This window comes from Pseudonocardia spirodelae (assembly GCF_037727765.1).
GTDB classification, from domain to species: domain Bacteria; phylum Actinomycetota; class Actinomycetes; order Mycobacteriales; family Pseudonocardiaceae; genus Pseudonocardia; species Pseudonocardia spirodelae.
In genome coordinates this window covers 18,295-42,911 of record NZ_JBBJUP010000016.1, presented here as the reverse complement: position 1 = coordinate 42,911, position 24,617 = coordinate 18,295, and the positions used below count along the sequence as shown (strand labels likewise).

The window sequence follows — 24,617 nt, the reverse complement described above, 5'->3', positions numbered from 1 at the left end:
GTCGTCCGCCGGCCCGTGTCCCGTCCGGGGCGCGGGCCGGCGGCGTGTCAGGGGCCCGGCCGGAGCAGACCGGCCTCCTGCGCGACGATGGCCGCCTGGGTGCGCGAGCGCAGCCCCAGCTTGGCCAGCACCCGTGAGACGTGCGTCTTGGCGGTCGCCTCGGAGATGACGAGCTCGGCCGCCAGCTCGGCGTTGGACAGCCCGCGGCCGAGTCCGCCGAGCACGTCGGTCTCGCGGGCGGTCAGGTCGTCCAGCCCCGGTACGGACGCCGGACGGCGCGCGCCCACGGACCGGGTGATGACCCGGCGCGTGATCTCGGGCGCGAGCACGCCGTCGCCGCGCGCCACCGCACGGACCCCCTCCTGCAGCCGCGCCGCGTCGACGGACTTGAGCAGGAAGCCGGCCGCGCCGGCGACGAGCGCCCCGTCGACCAGCTCGTCGAGGTCGAAGGTCGTGAGCACCAGGACCTGCGTGCGGCCTCCGGCGGCGAGGATCCGCCGGGTGGCCTCGATCCCGTCGAGACCGGGCATCCGGATGTCCATCAGCACGACGTCGGGGGAGTGCTCGGCGACGGCCCGCACGGCGGCGTCGCCGTCCCCGACCTCGGCCACGACCCTGATGTCCGGGGTCGCCCCGAGGATCATCGTGAGCCCGGTGCGGACGGCGTCCTGGTCGTCGGCCACCACCACGCGCACGACGCCGTAACCCGCCGGTGCCTCCCCGGCCCGTCCCGCGCCCGTCGTGCCGTCGTCGATCATCGACCCACCGTCCGTTCCTCCGCCGGTACGAGCTGCAGGGGGAACACCGCGCGCACGGCCCAGCCCCCGGCACCGTCCGGGCCGGCGTCGCAGGACCCGCCGACGGCGCGGGCCCGCTCGGCGAGCCCCTCGAGCCCGGTGCCCGCGTTCGTCCCGGGCAGACGTGTGCGCAGGCCGGCGGCCGGGCCGTTGCCGACGCGCAGGATGAGCTCGGTGCCGGGTGTCGTGATCTCGACGACGACGCGCGACCCGGGTGCGTGCTTCGCCGCGTTGGTCAGCGACTCCTGCAGGATCCGGTAGCCCGCCAGCTCCACGGCGACCGGCAGGTCCGGGACCCGGGCGGGATCGCGCTCGTCGACGAGCGCGACGGTCAGGCCCGCGGCCCGCGCCGTCCGCAGCAGCGGCTCCAGCTCGCCCAGCCGGGGCGGGGCTCCGGGCGGGTCGGCCGTGTCGCCGTCGCGGAGCAGGCCGATCAGTGTCCGCATCTCCCCGAGCGCGGCGACGCCGGACTCGCGCACCGCGCCGAGCACCCGCCGCCCGGTGTCGCCGTCGACCCCCGGCTGCAGGGCCGCCTCGGCCTGCAGCGCGATGGCCGACAGCCGCCCGGCGACGACGTCGTGCAGGTCGCGGGCCATCCGGGCGCGCTCCGCGGCCACCGCGGCCGCCCGGTCCAGCTCGACCATCCGGGCGGCCTGGTCGGCGCGGACCCGTTCCGCCTCGGCGACGTCGCGGTGCCGGCGGACCTCCGCGGCCCAGGCGACCGGGATCACCACCACCAGCACCAGGTTGATCAGGCTCGACACCACGACGGGGCCGGACCCGTCGAGCAGCACGCCGAGCGCGACCGTCCCGGCGCCGATCAGGCCGACGGCGGCCACCGCGCGTCCGGTGCGCCGCCCCGTGTGCAGCACGGCGCAGTAGAGCAGGTCGGCCAGCACCAGCAGGACGACGACGTCGGTCGTCCCCACCCACAGCGCACCGCCGAGCACGGCCGGTGCGACCAGCGCGACGCCCGCCAGCGGCAGGACCCGCCGCAGCACCTCACCGGCGCAGGCCACGACGAGCACCACGGTCCCGGCCACCCGGTCCGGGGTGGCCTCCGGGCCCCGCCAGCTGATCCCGTTGATCTCGGGGAACCAGTGCGTCATCGCCAGCCCGGCGGCCAGCATGAGCAGCGCCAGCCCGACGTCCGGTACGACCTCGCGCAGGGCGTGGCGGACACCGGGGAGCAGGGGCACCCGTCCATCCCAGCACGATCGCCGGGCCCGCGCGTCCTCCGAAGGTCGCACGTCGGGCGGCCCGGAGATCGGCCGGACCGCCGACGCCCGCGACCCCGGCGACCGGGCAGGCTCGCCGGGGACGGGGTCCCGACGACCGGGGGAGCACGATGGGCGACACCGCGCGGCGGTCCGACCGGGTACACGGGTGGGCCGCGGGCCTGGCCCGCGGGCCTGCCGAGGTGCTCGACTTCCTGCTGCCCCTGTGGGCCGGTGCGGCGCTGGGGCTGTCCCCGACGGCGATCGGCGTCCTCGTGGCCGCCGAGACGTTCGTGTCGTTCCTCGTCCGGCCGGTCGCGGGCGTCCTGGCCGACCGGCTGCGCCGCACCAGGGTCGCCGCGGCCGGCGCCGCGGTGTCGGCCGTGTCGCTGGCGGGCTACGCGACGGCGACGGGTTTCGCGACCGCGCTGGTCGTGGCCGTGGTGGGGGGCGCGGGCGGCGCCCTGTTCTGGGTGGCGCTGCGGGCCCGCGTCGCACAGGACGCGCCCGAGGACCCGGCGGTCTTCGCGCGGCTGTTCTCCGCGGAGGGGACCGGGACCTGGGTCGCGTTCGTGGCGGCCCTGACCCTGCTGCCGGGAATCGACGCGTCGGGGGTGTTCCTGGGCGGTGCGGCGGCGTGCGTCGTGGCGGCCGCGGTCCTGGCCGTCGCGGGCGACGACCCCGCGACCGCCCCCGCGCCCGCGGCCGGCTGGGGGCCCGCCACGCGCAGGCTGCGGCCGTTGCTGCTGGTGGTCGGCGTGATCGCGGCCGCGGAGGGCGCGGTGTCGCTCGTCCTGCTGCTGCACCTGCAGCACCGCTTCGCACTCGACGTGGGCGAGATCGCGCTCGTGTTCCTGCCGGGGTTCGTGGTCTACAGCCTGGCCCCGGAGTACCTGCACGGGGTGGTCGGCCGGATCGGCCGCCGCCGGGCGATGACGGTGGCGCCCGTCTGCAGCGGGGTGTTCGCCCTGACCCTGGCCTGGGCCCCGACGGTCTGGGTGATCGCGGTGGCGTGGGTGCTGGCCGCGGCGTCGTTCGCGGTGGCGGTGCCGATCGAGCAGGCCGTCGTGGCCGAGACCTCCGGGCTCGGTCCCGGGCGCGCGATGGCCGTCTACGAGACCGCGACCCTCGCCGGGGTCACGGTGGGCGCGCTCGCGGCCGGTCCGCTCTACGACGCCGGCGGGCTGGTCGTGGTCTGCCTCGCGGCGGCGGTGCTCCTGGCCGGTACCGCCCCGCTGGCCCGGCGGGCGCTGGGCCGGGTGGGTGCGGCCGACCGGCCCGTCCCGGTGGGGGCGGCGGGCACCGGGTCGCCCCCGCCCGCCGCGGTCCCGGAACCCGACCGCCCGGCGCGGGGCGGTGACGGGCCCCCGTCGACGCCCGGTCCGGACGCGCGCGGCGCCGCTGCGTCGCGCCCGTCGGCACGGGGGTGGTACGCCCACCTCGGTGTCTACCTCGTCGCCCAGGCGGGGCTGGCCGTCGCGGGTGTCAGCTGGCCGGTCGAGGCCCTGCTGTCGGGGCCGCATCCGGCCGAGTGGTTCTGGAACTCCAGCGGCGACCTGCTCCTGGACGCCGGCCGGATCTGGACGCTGGTGCTGGTGCTGGACGGCGTCTGGTCCGGCGGCCGGGTGCTCCTCAGCCGGCGCCGTGCGGCACCCGGTCCAGGAGCTCCGTCGCGACCCGGTCGTTGACCTCGAAGAAGTCGATGCCGGCCGGGCCGCGGCCGGGGGACGCCACCCCCGCCACGCAGGGACCGACGGCGAAGCGGCGCGGGTGCACCCGCCCGTCGCGCAGCAGGATCCGGTGGTCCGGCTCGCGGATCGCGAGCCGCCCCGTCCCGGGGTCCGCGGTGGCCTCGCCGCGCCCGCGCAGGGCGACGAGCAGCGGGTCGGTGCTCCGGCCGAGGTCGTCGGGCGGCAGGCGGGCGTCGATCAGGTGCCGGGCGGTGACCGGGCGGTCCAGCGCGGGGCCGTCGGCGCGGAAGGCGTCCCCGTCCGGACGGACCTGCAGCCGGGGTCCCAGGAACCGGACCACCCCGGCCCGCGACAGCGCGAGCAGCTCCCGCAGCCGCCGCCCCGGTGGTCCGCTGGTCAGGTAGCTGCCGAAGGGCAGGAACGACCCCTCGACGTCGCGACGGACCGATCCGGCGGTGATGCGGCCCGCGGCGACGAGCTCCAGCGTCGTGGTCAGCGCCGAGCCGATCCCCGCGATCGCGCCGGTCTCGGCGCCGGCGTCCGGGTCGTGCCGCCGCCACAGGTCCCGGGCGACGTGCCGGCGCACCCGCCGCTGCAGGGCCTCGGTGCCGGTGCCGATCCCGGCGAGGGGATCGGCCAGGAGCTGCGGGTCGAAGCGGTCGGCCGGGTCGGGGATCGCGCGCCCGACGAGCGCCGCGACCGGTTCGGACGGATCGCGCAGGCGGTCGCGGAACTCCGCCCACGGCACCGTGGTGCGCCGGGGGTGGACGTGCCGCAGCTCGTGGTAGTGCCCGGCGACCATCTCGCGCAGGGCCTGCGGCAGGACGTGCCTGCGGAAGTCCAGCGGTCCGGGCGGCAGCGCGTCGGGGGTGAGCACGCACGGCAGCGGCGGCGGGTCCGCCCGCAGCGCGGGTCCGGGCTTGCTGCGGTAGGGCACACCCCGGCGCGACCCCGCGTGCAGCACCGGTTCCCGGCCGGACGGCAGGTACTCCAGGTCCCCGTCACCGCGGTCGGCGAAGCGGCCCCCGCGGCCCTGGGTCAGCAGGGTCACGAGGTCCACGAAGGTCAGGCCGAGACCGCGCACCAGCACGTCGGTGCCCGGCGGCAGGTCGGTCTCGTCGATCGGCGAGGCGTGCGCGGGGGGCCGGTGGTAGAGCCCGTGCGCGCGGGCGTGCGCGCCGACGGCCGCGGTCGCCGGGTCCGGCGCGGTGTCGACGTGGCCCTGCGCCAGGACGACGGCGTCCACGCGCAGGGGCTCGGGGCGGCCGGCGAGGTGCACCAGCTGCTCGCCGCCGTCGCCGTCGGTGAGGTCGACGACCCGGTCACGGTGCACGCGGACCCGGTCCACGCCGTGCACGGCCCGGGCGAACGCCCACTCGAGGTAGGCGCCCGCGACCGGGCGGCTGGCGAAGCGACGTTCCCGGGACCGTCCGACGTCGTCGAGCAGCTCGGGATCGGCGTCGTCGGGCAGCGTGTCTGCCCACGCGGTCAGCGGCGCCAGCCCGTCCGGGCCGTCGAACATCGACACCGCCGTCACCGGCGAGTTCATCCACAGCAGCGACGACTGGTCCCGGCGCCAGATCCGCCCGGCCCCGGCCGGGAACGGGTCGACGACCTCGACGCTCAGCCGCGTGCCGCGCCGCCGTGCCTGCACCCCCAGCCGTTGCAGCACGCCGGTGCCCCGTGGGCCCGCGCCCACCAGACAGACCCGCATCTCAGACCGGCCCGCGCCGGTGCGCGCGGATCCGCGCGGCCCGCGCCGGTTCGGCGGTGATGTGGCGGCGGACCCGTCGCTCGCCGCGGCGGCCCGCAGCGGTGACCGTGCGCCGGCGCAGGATCTCCTGCAGCGACACCCTCAGCTCGGTCTCGGCGAACGCGGCACCCAGGCAGCGGCGGATCCCGCCGCCGAACGCGAACCAGTCCGTGGTCGACCCGCGCTCGCGGAAGCGCTCCGGGCACATCCGCTGCGGGTCGGGGAACACCGCGGGGGACTCGTGGACGCTGTCCAGGCACGGGGTGACGATCGTCCCGGCCGGGACCCGGAACCCGGCCAGCTGGGTGTCCCGCACGGCCATCCGGCTCAGGTCCGGGACGACGGTGCGCACCCGCAGGCTCTCCCGGACCAGCGCGGTCAGCCAGGCCCGGTCGTCCCCGTCGGCCGCCCGGGTCGCGCGCCGGTGCACCTCCGGGTCGCGGGCGAGGCGTTCCAGGGTCCAGGCCAGCGCCGCCGCGGAGGTCTCGTACCCGGCGACGAGCAGGGTGAGCAGCTGGTCGGACACGGCCCGGTCGGGCAGCGGGGCGCCGTCGCGGTCGCGGGCGCACAGCAGCAGCGCCAGCGCGTCGTGGCGCTCGTGCAGCCGCGGATCCCCCCGGTGGGCGGAGATGCGGTCGGACAGGAGCTCCTGCGCGCGGGTGAGCGCCGCCTCCCGCCGGCGGGTGCCCGCCCGGCGGAGGCCGGGGAGCCCGCCGACGGCCATCTCCCACACCGACTCGCTCGCCGTCAGCGTGGTCATCGCCGGCCCGATCGCGTGGTCGTCCTCGTCGAACCCCAGCACCACCCGCAGGATCACCTCGAGGGCGACGGTGCGGCACGACCCGAGGACCGGGAAGACGCGGTCGTCGGGCCAGCGCTCGACCTCGCGGGCGGCGATGGCGGCGATCCGTTCCTCCTGCCCGCGCACGGCCCGGCCGTGGAACACCGGCGTCAGCAGCGCGCGGTGCTCGGCGTGCTGCGGGCCGTCCACGACCAGCAACGAGTGCTCGCTGGACGGGCCGCCGAGCCGGGCGTTGGCCGCGCCGGCGAGGAACTCGTCCTGCCCGGCCCGCACGAGCGTGCGGATGTCGTCGGGGTCGAACAGGAACAGGGCGCGGCCCATCGGCGCCACCCGGGCCGCGACGACCTCGCCGTGGCGGCGCCGCCAGCGGCGCAGGGTGCTCCGGGGGGCGACCCAGTAGCGGGCGGTCTGCCAGGCGAGCGGCCCGCGCGGCCCCGGTGGTGCCGGTGGTGGCCGGTGCGGGGTGGTCGCGGCGGTCACCCGGTCACCCGCGCCCGCCCGGCGTCGACGGTGCCGAGGTGGTCGGCCACCGCCTTGGACACCAGCAGCGGCTCGGCGCTGCGCCGGCCGCGGTGGGCGACGTAGTTCGCGACCATCCCGCGGCCGCCCATCGGGGCGTTGCCGTCGTCGGTGTGCAGCAGGGTCGTGTTGCGGCACACCTCGTGCCTGCGGGCGAGGAGCTCGACGGTCGCGGGGAGGTCGCCGTAGACCATCGCGCCCATCGCCCGCTCCTCGAAGAACGGGGAGGCCAGCACCGAGTGCAGGTCGTCGAGCCGGGCGTAGGTCTGGACGTTGAAGATCGGCGCGAACAGCTCCTCGCAGCGTGGCTTGCGGGTGGTGATCGGCCGGCTCAGCACGGTCGGCTGCAGCCGCCGGGACGCGACGTGCGCCTCCCCGCCGTGCACGATGTGGGCGGCGTTCGCGTGCAGGTGCTCCAGCGCGAACCCGAACGCCTGCTCGTAGTACATCGCGCCGTAGTCGGCGTCGGGATCGGTGTAGGCGCCGAAGCGGAGCTCGTCGATCCGCTTGGCGAGCAGCTCGTGGAACCGCCCGGCGACCGAGTCGTGCACGAACATCACGTCCGGGCCGAAGCAGTCCTGCCCGGAGTTCAGCAGCCGGATCTCGACGGCGTCGCGCACGGCGAGGTCGACGTCGGCGTCCGGACCGACGACGAGGGGGTTGACCCCCTGGCCGAAGTAGACGAACAGCTGCTCGGGCCGGAGCCGGTCGCGGATCCGCTCGGCGTTGGCGTAGGTGCCGGTGAACACCGCGACGTCGGCCTCGGCGACCGGGCCCGCGACGAACTCCCGCTGGGTCGTGTCCGACAGCGTGATCGGCAGGCCGTGCACCGGCGCGAGCCGGGTGTGCAGCCGTTCGAGCTGGTCGCGCAGGTGGCTCGACGGCCGGAAGGTGATCTCCCTGCCGTACAGGGCGGGGACGAGCAGGTACAGCACGTAGGCGTAGAGCGGGATGTTGGACGGCATGAACACCGCGATCCGGTCGACGACGGCCGGCCGGCGCGCCGACACCTCGCCGACCGCGCCGCGCAGGGTGCCGATCGCCGTGTCGATCTCGGCGTCGGCCGTGCGGTGGTTCGACACCTCGGTCAGGATCTCGAGGATCTCGTCGCGGTGCCCGACCAGGTGGCGCGTCACGGCGTCCAGCGCCGGGAGCCGGTCCGGGAGGGGGACCAGGGAGCTCTCCGGGCCGGGCGGCAGTGCCGCCGGTCCCGCGACGGAGTCCCCGCCCTCGTCGAGCAGCGCCCGCAGTGCGGGGACGTCCACCTTGCCGGTCCGGTTGAGCGGGAACGCCCCGACCACCGCGACCTTGTTCGGCTGCTCGTGCTCCGACAGCAGCGGCCGCAGCTCCTGGCGCCAGAAGCGGGCGTCGCGCCGGGCGGGGTCGGCGACGACGAAGACCAGGCTGGTGCCGCGCCGCTCGTCGTCGACGGTGAGGACCTGCACCGGGGCGCCGGCGGCCTCGGCGCGGCGGGCCAGCGCCTCGGGGTAGAGGGTGTGGCCGTGCCGGTGCACCGCGCCGTCGCGCCCGAGCACGGCGACGTGGCCCTGCGGGGTGCGGTAGCCGATGTCACCGGTGTGCAGCAGCCGGGTGCGGGCGGGGAGGACCGTGCCGTCGGTGCCCAGCACCCCGGTCATGAGGTCCGGGGTGTCGACGACGATCCGGCCGGTCTCGCCGTCGTCGACCGGGCGGCCGGCGGGGTCGACGACCTGCACCTCGATCCCCGGCAGCGGGAGCCCGCACAGCCGGGGGTCCGCGGGCGAGGACAGCGCGATGTTGCCCGCCTCGCTGCTGCCGTAGCCGTCGAGCAGCGGCCGCCCGACGAGCTCGGCGAAACGGTCGGTCAGGGCCGCGCCGAGCGGCGCGCCGCCCACGCACCACATCCGGACGCCCCCGAGGTGGGGCCGTCCGCGCGACCCGAGCAGGTTGAGCAGGCTGTGGTAGGTCGAGGGCGCGGCGTCGACGACGGTCACGCCGTGCCGTCCGATCGCGTCGAGCGCGCGGTCCGCGCGCGTGTGCGGGACGAGGACCAGACGGCCCCCGGAACACCACCACAGCAGGACCAGCGACAGCCCGTACTGGTGGGAGAAGGGCAGCAGCGGCAGGAACACGTCGTCGGCGACGTAGCCCATGCGCCGCTGGGTGCGGGCGATGTTGGCGTAGACGCTCTCCCCGGACCGCACGACACCGGTCGGCTCACCGGTGGTGCCGGACGAGAACACGATCAGCGCGTCGTCGCGCCCGCGCCATGCGGCGAGGTCGAGCTCGAACGAGGGCGCGGGGTCGCACCGGCGGGGAAGCAGGGTGGGCAGGTCGATCCGGGTGAGACCCGCCGGGACGGTCACCGCCGGGTCGCAGACCACGGTGCGCACCCCGGCGCGGGCCAGCGCACGGGCCCGCCCGCCCGCGTCCTGCCGGGGGTCGAGCAGCACCAGGGACACGCCGGTGTGCATCAGCGCGAGCAGGGCCAGCACGGAGCCGGTCGAGTTCTCGGCGACCAGGGCGACCCGGTCGCCGGCGGTCACGCGGTGCGACCGCAGTGCGGCGGCCGCGGCCGCGCAGCCGGCGCGGACGTCGACTCCGGTGAGAGCGCCGGCGCCATCCGGGACGAGCCGCAGCCGGCCGTCGGGTCCGGTGGCCGTGGGGTCGGCCGGGGCCGCCGGGTGGGGGACGGCGGTGCCGGTGGGGGCGGTGGGACGGTGGTCGATGGTCACGGCGCGGTCCTCCGGAGGCTGGCGTGCTGCGGCAGTCGGGGGTCGTGCTGGTCGAGCAGGTGGGACACGAAGACGGGGTCGGCACCGATCACCGCCAGGTGGCGGCGCAGGATGTCGATGCTCATCGGACGGAAGTCGGTGGCGATGCCGTCGAACTCCTCGTCCAGGCGCAGGGCGATCGGCACCGCCCGTTCCAGGACGTCGTGCACGGCGTCGGCGTGGCCGTCGAGGAGTCCGCGGCGCAGCGCGTGCAGACCGAAGCCGACGTGCCGGGACTCGTCGCGGCACATGGCGGTGAAGGCGGCCTTGATCCCGTCGAACAGCCGCACCTCGCGCAGCGCGTGGACGAGCACCCGCTGCCCGACCAGCGCGAGTACGCCCTCGGTGACCAGGTGGAACAGCGCCACGGCCTGCAGCCAGGCCTCGTGGTCGTCGGGGGTGCGGGTCACCCCGCGCATGACCTCGCCCTCCAGCAGCGCGAGCTCGGTGTGGGCCGGTGTGGACACCTGCCACGCCTGGGCGAGCATCCGGCGCGGGTCGGGGTCGAGGCCCAGCACCTCCTCGCCCATCCGGAACACCGCCCGGGTGTGCCGCGCCTCGTCGGCGACCTGGGTGCCGAGGAACAGCGAGTACTCCTCGTCCGGCGACCCGACCATGATCGGGCCGAGCATGTCGAGACCGGTGTACTCGCCGATGATGAACGTCGCGACGGTCTCCCGGAGCAGCGCCCGCATGGGCTCGGGCACCCGGGGGTCGGCCATCATCGCGGCGTCCCGTTCCAGTGCCAGGTCCTCGGCCGACCACTGCTGGCGCTCCCAGCGGCGGTACAGGTCGATCGGGCCCGGCCGTTCCCGGGTGACCAGGTCGGCGTGTACGAGCACGTCTCCGACCGGGACGTCCGGCAACCTCGAGAGCTCGGCCTCGTCCATGAGCAACGTCGTCCAGCGCGACACGGGTACCCGCCTCGTCGTCGTGGGGCGGACGGACGCGGTGCCGGCCGGGGCTCCGGCGGGCACGCGACGGCTGCGTCCGCCCGGGTGGGAATGGGCGAAGGCAGGCGAGGGAGATCAGCACCGCGGTCGAGCGACCGCGACGGGGACGGTACGGAGACGATCACCGGCCGGGCAAGGCGGAACCGGCAGGTGCGGCAGCCTTTCCCTCGGAGGCACCAATACCCCTACATACTTCGATGTACGCCGACCCCGTTTGTTCACTCTCCGTCCGCCGAGTCATCCCGTAACGCGCGTGACTGTTCCAGGGAGATCCACCAGTTCGTGTTGACTACGCCCCCGAGCGTGCTACTTTCGGTCCGCAGGCTTCCGGGGGGGAAACGGCACGAAGGTGCCCCTGTGCGTCACTCGACGTGGTTCTCCCCGAGGGACAGCACATCCCTGTTCTGATTCGGCACCGATACATCCGACGTTCTGGGGGGAACGAACGTGACCATCCGGCACCAGTCGACGTAGCTCCGCTGCGGGACGATCCTGCACGTCGACGGCTGTCGACGTGCGACGCCGGCGCGCGGCGCACGATGGTCCGCGGCCGCCCCGACCCGTGCGGCCGTCCACCCGGCCGTGCCGACCGGTCCTGTCCGGAATGCGCGGACGGCTGTTTCGTGTGTCCGCGCGGCGTCATTCCGCGTGCGTGACGGAGGCGATACCGCAATGCCCGAGAAATTGTGTTCCCTGCGCTGGCCCGAAGAATCCGACTACGAACTCGTCGAGCAATGGCTGAAGCCGTTGTCCCCGACCGCCGCACTGACGGGCGACGCCAATGAGCTCGTGTTCGCCCGTGACGTCCGGGAGGCGAACGAGAGCGGGCGGGTGCGGTACCTCATGGTCGACACACCCGACGGCGTCACCATCGGCGTGGTCAACCACCGGCGGGTCGGCAGCGCCGGCTCCTACGCCGTCGGCGGGGCGGTCGGCGATCCCGCGCTCTGGGGGGCCGGTGCGGGCGCCGAGGCGTTCACCCTGCTCGTGGACCTGCTGTTCCACCAGCTCAACGCCCACCGCGTCGAGTTCACGACCGCGTCGTTCAACCGGCACACCATGAGCATGCTGACCCGCGGCGGGTTCGTCCTCGAGGGAGTGCTGCGGGACTACTACTTCCTCGACGGCGAGTACCACGACCGCACCGTCTGGTCGATCCTGCGGGACGAGTTCGTCGCCGGCGCGAACGAGCACGCCGAGCTGATGCCGGTCGCCGACCTGGTGCCCGAACGGGACAAGGTCCGGGCCCGCACCCTGCTCGCGAAGTACCTGGCCGCCGATCCGCCGACGTCACTGCGCGGTGTCGAGGAGCGCGCCGCGCGGCGTCGCCCGTACTGAGGGGTGGACCGGTGAAGCCGCTCGCCGAGCTCTACACGCTGTCCGACCGGATCTTCTTCGACGCCCCCGAGGTCGGCGGGGAGACCTTCGCCGAGGCGTCCGCCCCCGTGCCGCCGGGCTGGGAGCGGGACCGCAACGGTCCGTGGGTGGTCCTGCGCCCGCCCGGGGTGGAGCTGCCCGACCAGGGCTGGAAGGTGCACGTCTCCGCCACGCCGGACAACGCCGCCGAGCTCGTCGGGCTGGTCGTGCGGTGGGCGCTCGCCCACGGGACCACGGTGAAGTTCCTGTCCGGTCCGGCGCTGGTCCTCGCCCACAACCTCAAGTACGCCCCGCGCCCGTCGGGCGGCAAGGTGCTCGCGCTCTACCCGTGCGACGACGACCAGCTGCGCCGGGTCCTGACCGGTCTGCAGCACGAGGTGGGCGGCCGGCCGGGGCCGCGGGTCCTGACCGACCTGCGCTGGGAGGACGGGCCCCTGCACGTCCGCTACGGGGGCTTCCGCAGCCGCTGGTGCACCGCGCCGGACGGCGAGCGTGTCCTCGCGATCGCCCGGCCGGACGGGACGCTGGTGCCCGACGAGCGCCGCCCGGTGTTCACCCTGCCGGAGTGGGTGGAGGTCCCGGAGTTCCTGCGCGAGGCGCTCGACCGGCGCGCCGTGGCCGACACCGAGGTCGACTGGCGCGTGACCGAGGCCCTGCACTTCTCCAACGGCGGCGGGGTCTACCTGGCCCACCGCCCGGACCGTGCCGGAGCGGGCGTGCAGGAGGTCGTCCTGAAGGAGGGGCGCCCGCACGCCGGGCTGAGCCGGTCCGGAGCCGACGCCGTCGCCCGGCTCGACCACGAGGCCGCGATGCTGCGGCTGCTCGACGGCCTGGACGGCGTCCCGCAGCTGGTCGACGTGTTCACCGCCGCCGGGCACCGCTTCCTGGCGATGACCCGGGTGCCGGGCCGGACGCTGCAGGCGTGGATGGCGCTCAACCACCCGCTGATCGGCCCCGGCGGGAGCGCCGCCGACCGGGCCCGGTACACCGGACGGGCGCTCGACCTGCGCGACCGGGTCGCGGACCTGGTCGCACGGCTGCACGCACGCGGCGTGGTCTTCGGCGACCTGCATCCGGCCAACATCCTCGTCGACGACGGCCCGGACGGTGTACGGGTCGGGCTGGTCGACTTCGAGAACGCCTCGCTCGTGGCCGACGGGCGCCGCCAGGAGATGGGCCACGCCGGGTTCGTCGCCCTCGGCAAGGCGGGTGCGGAGGTCGACCGGCACGCCCTCGCGGTGCTGACGCTGTGGCTGTTCCTGCCCCTGACGTCCCTGCTCGCGCTCGCGCCGGACAAGCTGGACCCGCTGGTCGACGTCGCACAGGAGCTGTTCGACCTGCCCCCCGGCCTCGTCGCGGACATCCGGTCCGGCGCACGGCCCGCGGCCGTGACGCCGTCGCCGGTCTCGGCGCCACCCGGGCCGGTGGACTGGTCGGTCGCGCTCGACTCGCTGGTCGACGCCATCGCCGCCTCCGCCACCCCGTGGCGGACCGACCGCCTGTTCCCCGGTGACATCGAGGCGTTCCGGACCGGTGGCGCCGGCCTCGCCCACGGTGCGGCGGGTGTCCTCTGGGCGCAGCTCGTGCACGGCGGACCCGTCGACCCCGACCACGAGGACTGGCTGCGTGCCCGTGCGCGCGGGCCGATGCTCGGCGGCCCGGGCCTCGGCGACGGCGCGCACGGGGTGGCCCACGTCCTCGACCTGCTCGGACACACCGGTGAGGCCATGGACCTCGTCCGTCGCGCCGCCCCCGAGGTCGACCGGGCCGGTGACCTGACCTGGCTGGGAGGGCTGGCCGGGATCGGGCTGAACCAGCTGCATCTCGCGCAGCGGCACGACGAGCCCGCGCTGCTGGCGGCCGCGGTGCGCACCGGCGAACGGGTCGCGGCCGCGCTCGACTCCGGCGGCCCGTGCGGGATCGACCGCCCGCCGGGCGCGCTCGGCCGGGCCCGGGACGCGGGGACCCACGGCGGCCTGCTGCGCGGGTGGTCGGGTCCGTGCCTGCTGTTCCTCGGGCTGCTCGACGCGACCGGGGAGGACCGGTGGGCCCGGGCGGCGTCCCGGGCGCTGGGCCGGGACCTGGACCTGTGCGTCGCCGTCGCCGACGGCACGCTGCAGGTCGACGGCGGGTTCCGCACGCTGCCCTACCTGGAGGTCGGCAGCGCCGGCATCGCACTGGCCGCCGACGCCCTCCTCGCCCGGACCGACGACGACCGCGCGCGGGCCGCGCTCGACGCGCTCTGTGCGGCGTGTGACAGCGAATTCGTCGCCGAACCCAATCTGTTTTTCGGCCGGGCCGGACTTCTCGCTGTTTCTGCTCGACTCGCGCAGTCGGCCCGTGCTAATGTCGACTCAGCGAAAGTGATGGGCCACCTCGCCAGGATGGAGTGGCATTCACTCGCTTTTCATGGACATGTCTCTTTTCCCGGTGACGGATGTAGCCGCTTGTCCATGGATATGGGTACGGGCAATGCCGGAGTGCTCTGCGCGATCGGTTCGGCACTGGATGCGAAGCGCCCGTTCCTCCCCCTCATGGTCGACCCGGAGCCCTGTTGAGCTGCGGTGACGGTCCCGTGTCGTCGCGTGCGACGCGGTCGTCGGTCGGCCCGGAGGATGCAAGGACAGTTTTCCACCACCTGAGAGGATCTGATGATGAACGTTCTCGACCTGCAGGCCCTGGAGACCTCCGCCGCCGAGTCGGCGCTGCCGGGCAGCACCGCCAGCACCAACTGCTGAATCGTCCGGAAGTGGTCCGGGAAATGCGTTCGGCGCGCCCGGGCCGATATCCCGTGAAGATCTGACGTGAAACGGGGGTGACAACGATGAACGTTCTCGACCTGCAGGCTCTGGAGACCTCCGCCGCCGAGTCGGTGCTGCCGGGCAGCACCGCCAGCACCGGCTGCTGATCGGTCCGCTTCCCCGGGCCGGTGCGGCGCGCGTGCGTCGCACCGGCTCGTCCTGTCCCGCCGGCCGCACGGCCGGCCCGCCACCGGGGGCCCTCGATGACCACACCCGTCGCGGCCGACGCACCGCCCGCCCGCGCGGCGTCGGCGTTGCTGCGGGCCGCGTTCGGCACCGCGCTCGCCGGCAACACCATCGGCGCGGTCGGGTTCCCGCTGTTCGTCCTCGACTCCACCGGCAGCACCGGGCTGACGGGGGCGGCCGTCACCGTCGCCGTCGCCGCATCGGTCCTGACCGGACTGCTCATGGGGCCGGTCCTCGACCGCTGGGGGATGCGCCGCAGCTGGCTCGCGGGAGTCCTGGTGGGCCTGGTCGCCACCGTCGCGCTCGTCGTGCTGCACCGCGCGGACGCACTGCCCGGCTGGGCGCTGCTCGCGCTCACCGCGGTCCGGGCCGCCGCGGACGAGCCCGGCCGGGTCGCGGCGTTCGGGCTGCTGCCCCGGCTCGCCGCAGGGGCCGGTGGGACGCTGGAACGGGCCAACGCCACGCTGCGGGCGATGAGCGCCGTCGCGACCATCGCGGGCCCCGTCGCCGCCGGTGCGCTCGTCGCGACCGCGGGCACCGTCGCACCGCTGCTCGTCGACGCCGCCGCCGGGGTCGCCGCCGTGGTCCTGCTCGCCGCGCTCGGCCGGCTGCCGGGTCACTCCGGGGAGCCGGCGCCCGACGCCGCGGTCGACCGGTCCCGCTACCGTGACGGGCTGCGGGAGGCGCTGCGCTACCTGCGGGGCAACCGGGTGCTGCGCGCGCTGGTCGTGGTGACCGCACTGTTCGCCACCCTCGACTCCGGTCTCGTGACGATCGGTCTGACCAGCTACGCCGACCGGCTGCTCGGTGACCCGGCCTGGTACGGCGGCCTGGCCGCCGCGTTCGGCGCGGGCGCACTCGTGGGCACCGTCGCGTTCGGACTGACCGGACACCGGCTGCCGCGGCGCGCGGTGTACCTGACCGGCTATCTCGCGCTCGCGACGGTCGTCGCGCTGCTGCCCTGGTGCCCCGGACCGGCGACGGCCCTGCTGCTCGTCGCCGTCGCGGGGGTCCTCATCAGCCCGGTCGACCTCATCTACATGCAGGAGCTGCAGGAGCGGGTGCCGCCGCGGATGTTCGGCACCGTCGCGGGCACGGCCACCACGGTCGTGTCCGCGCCCGGCCCGGCCGGTGTGTCCCTGCTGACCTGGGCCCTGGCCACGGGCGACGTGCACGGCACGTTCGTCGTCCTCGGCGCGGTCTACGCGCTCGCCGCCCTGCCGCTGCTGGTCGCCCGTCCGCTCCGCGCACTCGGCGGGGCCCGGCCCCGTCGCACCGATCCCCGGGAGGGACAGTGGACCTGACAGCACCCGGGGACCCGGGATTCCGGCTGGCCGGACGCAACGCGGCGTGGACGATCGAGCACGACCGGGTCGTGGTCGAGTACGCCGACTCGCCCGGGCTGCCCGGGCTGTTGCGCCGGATCGGCGCGCGGACGGTGCCGGTGGCCGCGCTGTCCGGGGTCCACCTGGCCACGGGCGAGGGCAGCCCGGTCCTGCGGCTCGAGCTGCGTCCGGGCGCGGACCCCTATCTCGACGTGGCGGCGGGCCAGCTCCGTCCGGAACAGCATCCCTACCGGCTGGAGCTGGACCGCGACCAGTCCGACCTGGCCGCCCACCACGCCCGGACCCTCGCGCTGCACGCCGAGCTGAACCCCGACGCACACCTCCCGTGCCCGGCCTACCTGACCGGCGCCGCCGACCCGCCGGCGCGGCTGCGCGGCTACGACGGCGAGGCGTGGCTCGACGAGGACGCGGTGAGGTTCCGCTGGAACGCCGCGGCGTCGGAGGCGAAGCTGCGCGCGGGCGACGGCGTCCACCCCTACGCGGGGATCCACCGCGTCGAGTGGATCCGGCCCGGTCTGGTGTCCGGCCACCTCCGCGTCGTCGCGGCGGACGGGTCCCCGGCCGCGCCGGCGCCCCCCGACGACCCGGCGGCCCTGCTGTTCGGGCTCGGGATGGGCGGCCTCACCGCGTCGCTGCTCTTCGCCGCGGCGCTGGCCGTCCGGGCCCGTACGGCGACGGCCGGCGGCCTGGACCCACCCCGTGCGCCCGGCGCCCACCCGGCGGCCGACCCGGACCGGGTCGCCGCCGCCGTCCGGGCCCTCCACGGCCTGGTCGCCGACGGGGTGCTCGACCCCGCTGACTTCGCCCGCCGTCGCGACGAGCTGCTCGACCGGCTCTGACCCGCACCCACCGCCACCCGCCGCCACCCGCCGCACCGACACGCCGACACGAGGAGGACCGATGGCCGACGTCGTCTACTTCCCGGGGCTGGTCCCGACGACCTTCGCCACGATCGAGACCTATCTCCGGACCGACATCTACGCCCGTGCCCGGCTGCGCGAGGCCGACGAGGTGCTCGGCTACAGCCTGGTGGACGCCTACCGCGACGCCGAGGTCTACGACTGGGAGGTCTACGAGGCCGGGGTGCTCGCGCTCAGCCTCGCACTGGCCGACTGGGCCGACGACAACCTGGACCTGGACCCGGTCGCGTTCGGCGGCCAGAGCTTCGGCGCCATCGTCGGCGCGGTCTGGGCCGGCGTGCTGCCCTACCCCGACGCGCTGCGGCTCGTGCGGGAGAGCACCCGGGTCGAGCTCGACTGGTTCGGCTCCCGTCCGGCCCCGCTGGGCTGCTTCTTCTTCTACCGGCTCGACGCCGTGACCGTCGACGGGCTCATCGCCCGGGCCCGCGCGGAGGGACACGTCGTCGAGGGCTCCATCTACCTCGACAACTCCGTGCACGCGGTGTCGGGGACCTCGACCGGGCTCGACCGGATGCGCGAGCTCGTCGCCGAGGCGGGCGGGCACGCGTTCTACTCGATGAACCGGGCCGAGCACTGCTCGCTGGTCCAGGGCCTGCGCGACCGCCTCGCCGCCGAGGTCTACCGCGACCTGAGGTGGTTCCGGTCGTCGCTGCCGATGCTGTCCGACGTCAGCGGGGCACTGCTGACCGATCCCGACGACATCCGGGACGACCTGCTCGACGGCTGGGTGACCCCGGTGCACTGGGCGGCCGTGTCGGCCGCGATCCGCCGCGCCGGCGCCGATCGCGCCGTCGTCATCGGGCCGCGCACCATGTTCGGGCGGCTGACCCAGCGCACCGTGCCGACCGCGGTGCTCACACCACGGTCGGTGCTGGAGCATCCGGCGACGGCGTTCCGCCTCCCGGCGCCCGCCGGCGCCGCCCGGGTGCCTGCCGTGGCCGCCGCGTCCGGAGGGGCCCGGTGAGCGGGGCCGTCCGGACCTACCCGGGGGCGTGGCACGCGGTCGCGGACTTCCTGGTCGCCGCCGGGGTGGACACCGTGTTCGGCCTCCCGTCCGACGACCTGCTGCTCCTGGCGGCGGTCCGCGACCACGGGCTGCGGATGGTGCTGTGCCGTGACCAGCGCAACGCCGCGTTCGCCGCGACCGGGTACGCGCTGCAGAGCGGTCGGCCCGCGGTGCTCGCCGTGGGCAAGGGCCCCGCCGTGACGAACGCGCTCACCGGGCTGCTCGAGGCGTCGTGCTCGGCCGCGCCGGTGCTGGTCCTCGCCTCCGGCACCGCGGCGCACGCCCGCGGGACCGCGGCGTTCCAGGAGCTCGACCAGCTCTCGGTGGTCCGGCCGCTCGTCGGCTGGGCGGAGCGGGTCGACCACCCCGACCGGGTGCCCGGTGCTGTCGAACGCGCGTGGACCGCCGCCGTCGCGGGCCGGCCCGGACCGGTGTACCTGGAGCTGCCGGACCATCTCGGCACGGCCCCCGTGGAACGGTCGCTGCCGTGGTCCGCACCCGCCGAGGTGTCGACGGCGTTCCGGTTCGAGCAGGACAGCGCCGCGGTCGCGGCGCTGCGCGCCGCACGGCGACCGGTGCTGCTGGTGGGCGGCGGGGCCCGCCACCGCAACGCCGACCGGCGTGTGGAACGGCTCGCCGACCGGACCGGTGCGGCGGTGTTCACCACCGCGTCGGGGCGCGGGACCGTCGACGAGGCGCACCCGCGCTTCCTCGGGCTGTCCGGCCTCTACCTCCGCCCCGCCGCCGAGAAGGTGTGGCACGACGCCGACCTCGTCGTCGCGCTCGGTAGCCGGCTCGAGGAGACCGCGGTGTTCGGCGCCGGGGTCCCCACCGTGCTGCAGGTCAACATCGACGCGTGCGACCTGTCCGCGTCCTTCCCCGGTCCGCGGGTCGTCGGCGACGTCGGAGCGGTCGTCGCCGCGCTGGACGAGGCGGCCGGGGGCGCCGCCGTCGAACCGGAGTGGGGCGAACGCGTCGACGCCGCCCGCGCCGAGCTCGACGCGGAGGCCCGCACCGCCGCCGGACCCGGGGGTCCTCCGGTCGCCCGGCTGCTCGCCGCGCTCGACCGTGCGCTGCCGGCCGACCGGGTCCTGGTGCAGGAGAACGGCCTGACCGACATGTGGTCCTACCTGTTCCCGTACCTGCCGGGCCGGGCCGGGGCGGGCTCGATCGTGCCCTCGGAACAGACCAGCCTCGGTTTCGGGGCGGCCGCCGCGACCGGCGTCGCGATCGCCGCACCGGGACGACGGGTGGTCGCGTTCGTCGGCGACGGCGCCTTCGCGCTCACCTCCGCCGACCTCGTCACCGGGCACCGCGAACGCACCGGCGTCCTGTACGTCGTGCTGTGCAACGGCGGCTACGGCTGGTTGCAGTCCCAGGCCGACCAGCGCGGCCTGCAGCGCGACCGGTTCGGGTTCGTCACCGACGCCGGGCCACCGCCCGTTCCGGCGGACCCGACGGTGCACCGGGCCACGCTCGACCCCCGCGGCGACGCGGCCCCGGTCCTCGCCGCGGCCCTGGCCGCGTGTGCACGGGGCCGCACGTCCGTGCTGTACGTCCCCGTCGACCTGACCGACGCACCGCCCGGCCTGTCCGAGGTCGACGGTGACTTCCCCGCCCCGCGCCCCGAGGGCGGCCACGACCGCACACCCGGGAACGGAGAACGCGCATGACCATCACGGAGGACCTCCGCCGACTGCGTCGCCGCGTGGTCGTCACCGGCTGGGGCGCCGTCACCCCGCTCGGCAACGACGCGGAGAGCACCTGGTCGGCGATGCTGGCCGGGCGCAGCGGCATCAGCCCGATCACCGGTTTCGAGGTGTCCGACCTCGCCACCCGCATCGGTGGCGAGATCCGCGGGTTCGACCCCGACGCGTACCTGCCGCGGCCGGTCAGCCGGCGGATGGACACCTACGCCCGCTACGCCTTCGCCGCCGCCGTGCAGGCCCGCGACACGGCCGAGCTCGTCGTCGACGACGAGCTGTCCCCGCGGCTCGGGGTGCTCATCGGCAGTGGCTACGGTCCGGTCCGCTACAACCACGGCGTCGCGGACACGCTGCGCGACCACGGGCCGCGGCGGATCAGCCCCTACGCCCAGGTCACCGGGGCGATCGACAACGCGGCCGGCGAGATCAGCATGCAGTTCGGGGCGTGCGGCCCGACCCGGGCCATGAGCACGGCCTGCGCCACCGGCACCGACTCGATCGGCGAGGCGGCGCGGTGGATCGCCCACGGGTACGCCGACGCCGTCGTCGCCGGCGGTGCCGACGACTGCATCACCCGCGGGGACCTCGCCGGGAGCGGCAACGCCCGCGCCCTGTCCACCCGCAACGACGACCCGCACGGCGCGTCCCGGCCGTTCGACGCGGCGCGGGACGGGTTCGTGATGAGCTCCGGTGCCGGGGTCGTCGTCCTGGAGGAGCTCGAGCGGGCGGTCGGGCGCGGCGCGCCGATCCTGGCCGAGGTCCTCGGCTACGCGGCCACCTCCGACGCCCACCACTGGACCGCTCCGCACCCCGAGGGGACCGGCGCGAAGGCGGCCATGCGCGGCGCGCTGGACGACGCCGGACTGACCCCCGACGCCGTCGGCTACGTCAACGCCCACGGCACCAGCACCCCGGTCGGTGACGACCGCGAGGTCCGGTCGATCCGGGAGGTGCTCGGCGCGCACGCCACCCGCATCCCGGTCAGTTCCACCAAGTCGATGACCGGGCACATGATCGGAGCCGGGGGAGCGGTCGAGGCGATCGTGTCCGCCCTGGCGATGCGCGACGGCGTCGCCCCGCCGACGATCAACTGCGCGGACCCGCTGGACCCCGAGATGAACTTCGTCGCCCACACCCCGCAGGAACACGACATCCGCGTCGCGATGAGCAACTCGTTCGGGTTCGGCGGGCACAACGCCGTCCTGGTCCTGGGGCGCTGGGACGGCTGAGCCGGGGCACACGACGACGGGCGGGCCGGACGGTGGGATCACCGTCCGGCCCGCCCGTCACCGTCGCGGCGTCAGCGGCCCGGGTCCGACCCCACCGGCCGGCGGCCGCGCCGGACACCGTCGAGCAGGTCCAGGACCCCCACGATCACGAGGATGATCCCGAGCGGTCCGCCGCGGAACCAGAAGAACTCGAGGTCGGTGAAGAACAGGGCGAGGACGCCGCCCACGATGATGAGTGCCGCGCCGAGTCCGATCCGCCAGTTCATCGCTTCTCCTTCGTCGTCGTCGCCACCGACGCTAACAACGCCACGGAGCCGCTCCAACGTCCTCGCGGGAAGATCGGCCGAAGTCGTCAGTGCAGGTCGGACGGGGTACGACGAAAGTCGTACGGCGGATCGGGCGGTGTCCGCCGTACGTCGCTCAGAGGTCGATCACCAGCCAGCCGCCGTGGTGCTCCGACACCGTGAACCGCTGTCCGGTGCGCTCGCCGATGCGGGTCAGGACGCCGGTGTCGAACACCCGGACGTGCCCCCACGCCGGGTTCGGCTCGTCCTCGAACGGGACGGCGACGACCACCCGCCGCCGGGCCAGGCGCAGCATCTCCGCGACGACCTCGTCGCCCTCGGCGGGCGGCAGGTGCTCGATGAGGTGCACCGCGAACACGGTGTCGGCGCAGCCGTCGGGCAGGGCGACGGCACGGGCGTCGGCGACGTGGGTCTCGACGTCGGCGCCGAGCTGCGGCGCCATCCGGGTCAGCAGGTCCACGGTGCCGCCGGTGAGGTCGGTGGCGACGACCCGGTGGCCGTCGCGGGCCAGCTGCAGGGACAGGAACCCGAAGCAGCAGCCCAGCTCCAGCACGTCCTCGCCGACCACCAGCTCGCGGGCGCGGGCGTGGACGGGGGCCATCTCGGCGTTCGTCCCGCCCGGCTCGGGCTCGCCCGCCAGCGCGTCGAGGGTGTTGCGGTAGAACGCGAGCCACGCGTCGTCCGGGGCGTCGGGGTCCTTCGCGGCGGCGGCGACGCAGGCCACGAACGCGTCCTCGAACCGCTCCGGCGCCAGCAGGCCCGGCTGCACGAGCGTGCGGTCCAGCCAGCCCGCGAGGTCGTTGGACAGCACGTCGGTTCCGATCATGCGAGGCTCCCCGGTGGTGGTCGTCGGGTCCACGCTAGGCGGGGCGCCGCGCGCCGCACCACGTCCGACCGCGCCGACCCTCCCCCTCCGGACGGCGGGGTCGCTCAGGCGCGCTGCGCGGCGGCGAGCCGGGCCCGGAGCGCGGTGTCCTTCCCGACAGGGTCGTGCGCGCCGTCCGGGACGGTCCCCGCGGCGACGGCGATCGCGTTCATCGTGCCGACCATCCGGCACAGGTGGGCGATGCGCCGCTCGGCGGAGTCGATCGGGGCGCCGCCGTCGAGCAGCGCCAGCGTGCGGTCCACCCAGAGGACCTCGGCGTGCAGCCCGGCCTCCTCCAGCACGGCCCGCAGCCGGCGGCGCAGCTCGCGCGGCGGCAGCCCGTGCCAGCCCGCCAGGGTGTGGGCGTCGAGCGGGAACAGCCGGTCCCGGTCGCGCAGGTGGATCAGCTCCAGGGCGTGCGCGCGGCCGTAGGCGCAGTACGCGCAGCCGTTGACCAGGGAGATCGTGAGCCCGGCGAGGTGCGTCCGGACCGGGCCGAGCACGTGCAGGGTGACCAGGAGACGCGGGAAGTTCAGCGCGAACCAGCGCAGCGCGGGTCCGCTGCCCATCGCATCGACCATCGCGGGGATCACGCCGGGGGTGTGGCCCCACAGTGCGGTGCACGCCCGCCCGACGACGCGGACGACCACTCCACCCTCGGTACCCACCGGATCCCCCTCCCCCGCAGGAGACGGGCCGAGGCTACCGCGGCCCGTCCCCGTCGCGGGCGTGCTCCGCCCGAACGGCCCACCCGGCGCCCCTCGGCACGGTGGCCCACGGTGGAGTCGCACGGCCTGCCGCGCGAGATCTCGACGGGACGGCCCGCCCGGTCGGCGCGGGCGGGCCGTGTCAGCGGCCGATGAGCTCCCCGGCCATCTCGTTCGTCGTCGCCTCGAAGCCGGACAGGTCCCGCACGACGCGGACGCGGTCGCAGTACTCGGCGTAGGCGGGCAGGTCGCAGCGGCCCAGCCCCCACGAGTACCGCGGCTCGGGGGTCAGCCAGATCGTCTCTCGCGCGCGGCGGGTGATCTCGACGAACGCCTCCATGTTCGGGTCGTTGCCGTTGCCCCGGCCGTCGCCGAGTACCAGCACCGTCGTGCGCCGGGTGACCGCCGAGCCGTGGTCCTCCAGGAACTGGCCGAACGCCAGGCCGTAGTTGGAGTTGGCGTCGACGTCGAGCTGGTCGCCCCCGAAGATCAGCCCGAGGGCGTGCTCGACGGGGTGGTCGGCGAACAGGTCGGTCACCTCGACCATGTCGGCCACGAACGCGAACGAGCGCACCTGGCCGAACAGGTCCTGCAGCCCGTGCACCAGGTGCAGGGTGAACCGGGCGGTCGCGCGCACCGACAGCGAGACGTCGGCCAGCACCACCAGGCGCGGCTTGTCCTCCTGGCGCTGCACGGTGACCGGGGTGAACGGGACGCCGTCGTAGCGCATGTTGCGGCGCATGGTGCGGGCCGAGTCGATCCGTCCGCGCGGGGAGACCCGCCTGCGGTGGGTCAGCGCGCCGTGCAGCGACTTGGCGAGGCGCCGCAGCGACTCCTCCAGCTGCATGCGCTCGGCCTCGTTCGCCCGGTCGACCTCGGCGACGCGGTCGACGTCGTCGTGGCCCTCGATGATCCGCTGCTCGATCTCCAGCAGCTTCTCCAGGTGGGCCTTGAGCAGCTCGGGGAGGTTGTCGAGCACACCGGTGAGACGCCGGCGCAGCGCGGCCGCGTCGTCCTCGGTGCCCTGCTCGGACTCCGAGAGTCGGTCCTCCTCGGAGTTCAGCCAGCCCAGCAGCGCGTCCTGCTGGGCGACCGACAGGTCGGCGTCGACCTTGGTGCCCTGCTGCTGGGAGATGTCGCCGGGCACGCCGCCGCCGGAGAAGCTGTCGGTCTCGATCTGGACCCGCTGGCCGTCGGTGACGTCGTTCGCCTGCTCCTTCGACAGCACGATCTCGTCCGTCATCGACGCCATGTCGATCTTGTTGGCCTCCTGGTGCAGGTTGTACTGCTCGGCCAGGTCCTCGGGGTCGAAGAACTCCTTGATGTCGACCGGGGAGCCGTGGTCGTGCCCCTCCTGCGGGGTCTCCGACGGCTCCTCGGACAGCGTGAAGTTCTCCAGCGGGGTGTCGTCGGACATGTCCCCGTGGCCGTGCCCGTGGCCGTGCCCGGTCTCCTCCTTGCCCACCTTGACCAGGGCGAAGAACAGGTCGAAGACCTCGTCGTAGGTGGCCTCGTCGCGCTTGTCCTTGATCAGCGCGATGCGCAGGGCCTCCTTCAGCACCGCCTTGTCGGCCAGCACGCCCGGCTGGGCGGCGCAGGCCATCGCGTCGAGTGCCTCCGAGACCGAGACCCGGACCGACCGGATCCGCAGGAGCCGGACGAACCGGTGGATGCTCGCCTCCAT

At 75.3% G+C, this 24,617-nt stretch carries 19 protein-coding genes; 9 read left to right on the top strand and 10 right to left on the bottom strand.

The annotated features are described in order from the left end of the window. Positions 1-47: 47 nt before the first annotated feature. Complete coding sequence (locus WJX68_RS18850) at positions 48-758, bottom strand: response regulator (protein ID WP_340292804.1); 711 nt, start codon at positions 756-758, stop codon at positions 48-50. Next, the gene (locus WJX68_RS18845) at positions 755-1,996 is read right to left on the bottom strand and encodes a sensor histidine kinase (protein ID WP_340292802.1); all 1,242 of its coding nucleotides are present in this window, start codon (positions 1,994-1,996) and stop codon (positions 755-757) included. Before WJX68_RS18845 ends, WJX68_RS18850 begins: the two co-directional genes overlap by 4 nt. A 149-nt stretch (positions 1,997-2,145) precedes the next feature. Between WJX68_RS18845 and WJX68_RS18840 the strand changes: the two genes are divergently transcribed. Next, the gene (locus WJX68_RS18840) at positions 2,146-3,702 is read left to right on the top strand and encodes an MFS transporter (RefSeq protein WP_340292800.1); all 1,557 of its coding nucleotides are present in this window, start codon (positions 2,146-2,148) and stop codon (positions 3,700-3,702) included. Here WJX68_RS18840 and WJX68_RS18835 read toward each other — a convergent pair. Genes WJX68_RS18835 through WJX68_RS18820 form a run of 4 tightly spaced genes read right to left on the bottom strand, consistent with a single transcriptional unit; the run spans position 3,647 to position 10,374 of the window. Further along, on the bottom strand, positions 3,647-5,419 hold the full coding sequence (locus tag WJX68_RS18835; RefSeq protein WP_340292798.1) for an FAD/NAD(P)-binding protein: 1,773 nt from the start codon (positions 5,417-5,419) through the stop codon (positions 3,647-3,649). The two genes, WJX68_RS18840 and WJX68_RS18835, sit on opposite strands and share 56 nt — an antisense overlap. 1 nt (position 5,420) lies before the next feature. After that, positions 5,421-6,740: a cytochrome P450 gene (locus WJX68_RS18830; RefSeq protein ID WP_340292796.1), complete on the bottom strand. Its 1,320-nt coding sequence runs from the start codon at positions 6,738-6,740 to the stop codon at positions 5,421-5,423. Further along, entirely contained in the window at positions 6,737-9,493 is a 2,757-nt protein-coding gene (locus tag WJX68_RS18825; protein WP_340292794.1) for an aldehyde dehydrogenase family protein, read from the bottom strand. Before WJX68_RS18825 ends, WJX68_RS18830 begins: the two co-directional genes overlap by 4 nt. Then, positions 9,490-10,374 (bottom strand): ribonucleotide-diphosphate reductase subunit beta, encoded by an 885-nt coding sequence (locus tag WJX68_RS18820; protein WP_340292790.1) that lies wholly within the window; start codon positions 10,372-10,374, stop codon positions 9,490-9,492. The genes WJX68_RS18825 and WJX68_RS18820 overlap by 4 nt, the downstream gene beginning before the upstream one ends. A gap of 783 nt (positions 10,375-11,157) precedes the next feature. Here WJX68_RS18820 and WJX68_RS18815 point away from each other — a divergent pair. From WJX68_RS18815 to fabF, 8 genes are all read left to right on the top strand, one after another. Then, a complete protein-coding gene (locus WJX68_RS18815) occupies positions 11,158-11,823 on the top strand; it encodes a GNAT family N-acetyltransferase (protein ID WP_340292788.1) in 666 nt (221 codons plus the stop codon). An 11-nt stretch (positions 11,824-11,834) separates the two neighbouring features. After that, the gene (lanKC, locus tag WJX68_RS18810; protein ID WP_340292786.1) at positions 11,835-14,420 is read left to right on the top strand and encodes a class III lanthionine synthetase LanKC; all 2,586 of its coding nucleotides are present in this window, start codon (positions 11,835-11,837) and stop codon (positions 14,418-14,420) included. Between the two features lie 93 nt (positions 14,421-14,513). After that, complete coding sequence (locus tag WJX68_RS25260; protein ID WP_350663720.1) at positions 14,514-14,600, top strand: class III lanthipeptide; 87 nt, start codon at positions 14,514-14,516, stop codon at positions 14,598-14,600. Positions 14,601-14,866: 266 nt separating this feature from the next. Beyond that, positions 14,867-16,153 (top strand): MFS transporter, encoded by a 1,287-nt coding sequence (locus WJX68_RS18805; protein ID WP_340292784.1) that lies wholly within the window; start codon positions 14,867-14,869, stop codon positions 16,151-16,153. Then, positions 16,144-17,034: a DUF4429 domain-containing protein gene (locus WJX68_RS18800; RefSeq protein ID WP_340292782.1), complete on the top strand. Its 891-nt coding sequence runs from the start codon at positions 16,144-16,146 to the stop codon at positions 17,032-17,034. Before WJX68_RS18805 ends, WJX68_RS18800 begins: the two co-directional genes overlap by 10 nt. Before the next feature lie 61 nt (positions 17,035-17,095). After that, positions 17,096-18,079: an ACP S-malonyltransferase gene (locus WJX68_RS18795; protein ID WP_340292780.1), complete on the top strand. Its 984-nt coding sequence runs from the start codon at positions 17,096-17,098 to the stop codon at positions 18,077-18,079. Further along, positions 18,076-19,794, top strand: a complete 1,719-nt coding sequence (locus WJX68_RS18790) for a thiamine pyrophosphate-binding protein (protein WP_340292778.1) — start codon at positions 18,076-18,078, stop codon at positions 19,792-19,794. The genes WJX68_RS18795 and WJX68_RS18790 overlap by 4 nt, the downstream gene beginning before the upstream one ends. Continuing rightward, positions 19,791-21,056 carry a beta-ketoacyl-ACP synthase II gene (gene fabF, locus WJX68_RS18785; protein WP_340292776.1) on the top strand — a complete coding sequence of 422 codons (1,266 nt, stop codon included), beginning with the start codon at positions 19,791-19,793 and terminating at the stop codon, positions 21,054-21,056. Before WJX68_RS18790 ends, fabF begins: the two co-directional genes overlap by 4 nt. A gap of 71 nt (positions 21,057-21,127) precedes the next feature. Here fabF and WJX68_RS18780 read toward each other — a convergent pair whose 3' ends face one another. From WJX68_RS18780 to WJX68_RS18765, 4 genes are all read right to left on the bottom strand, one after another. Beyond that, positions 21,128-21,322, bottom strand: a complete 195-nt coding sequence (locus WJX68_RS18780; protein ID WP_340292774.1) for a hypothetical protein — start codon at positions 21,320-21,322, stop codon at positions 21,128-21,130. Positions 21,323-21,476: 154 nt separating this feature from the next. Further along, the gene (gene mftM, locus WJX68_RS18775; protein WP_340292772.1) at positions 21,477-22,187 is read right to left on the bottom strand and encodes a mycofactocin oligosaccharide methyltransferase MftM; all 711 of its coding nucleotides are present in this window, start codon (positions 22,185-22,187) and stop codon (positions 21,477-21,479) included. Positions 22,188-22,291: 104 nt separating this feature from the next. Next, entirely contained in the window at positions 22,292-22,894 is a 603-nt protein-coding gene (locus WJX68_RS18770) for a hypothetical protein (RefSeq protein WP_340292770.1), read from the bottom strand. 181 nt (positions 22,895-23,075) lie between these two features. After that, a complete protein-coding gene (locus WJX68_RS18765) occupies positions 23,076-24,617 on the bottom strand; it encodes a VWA domain-containing protein (protein ID WP_340292768.1) in 1,542 nt (513 codons plus the stop codon).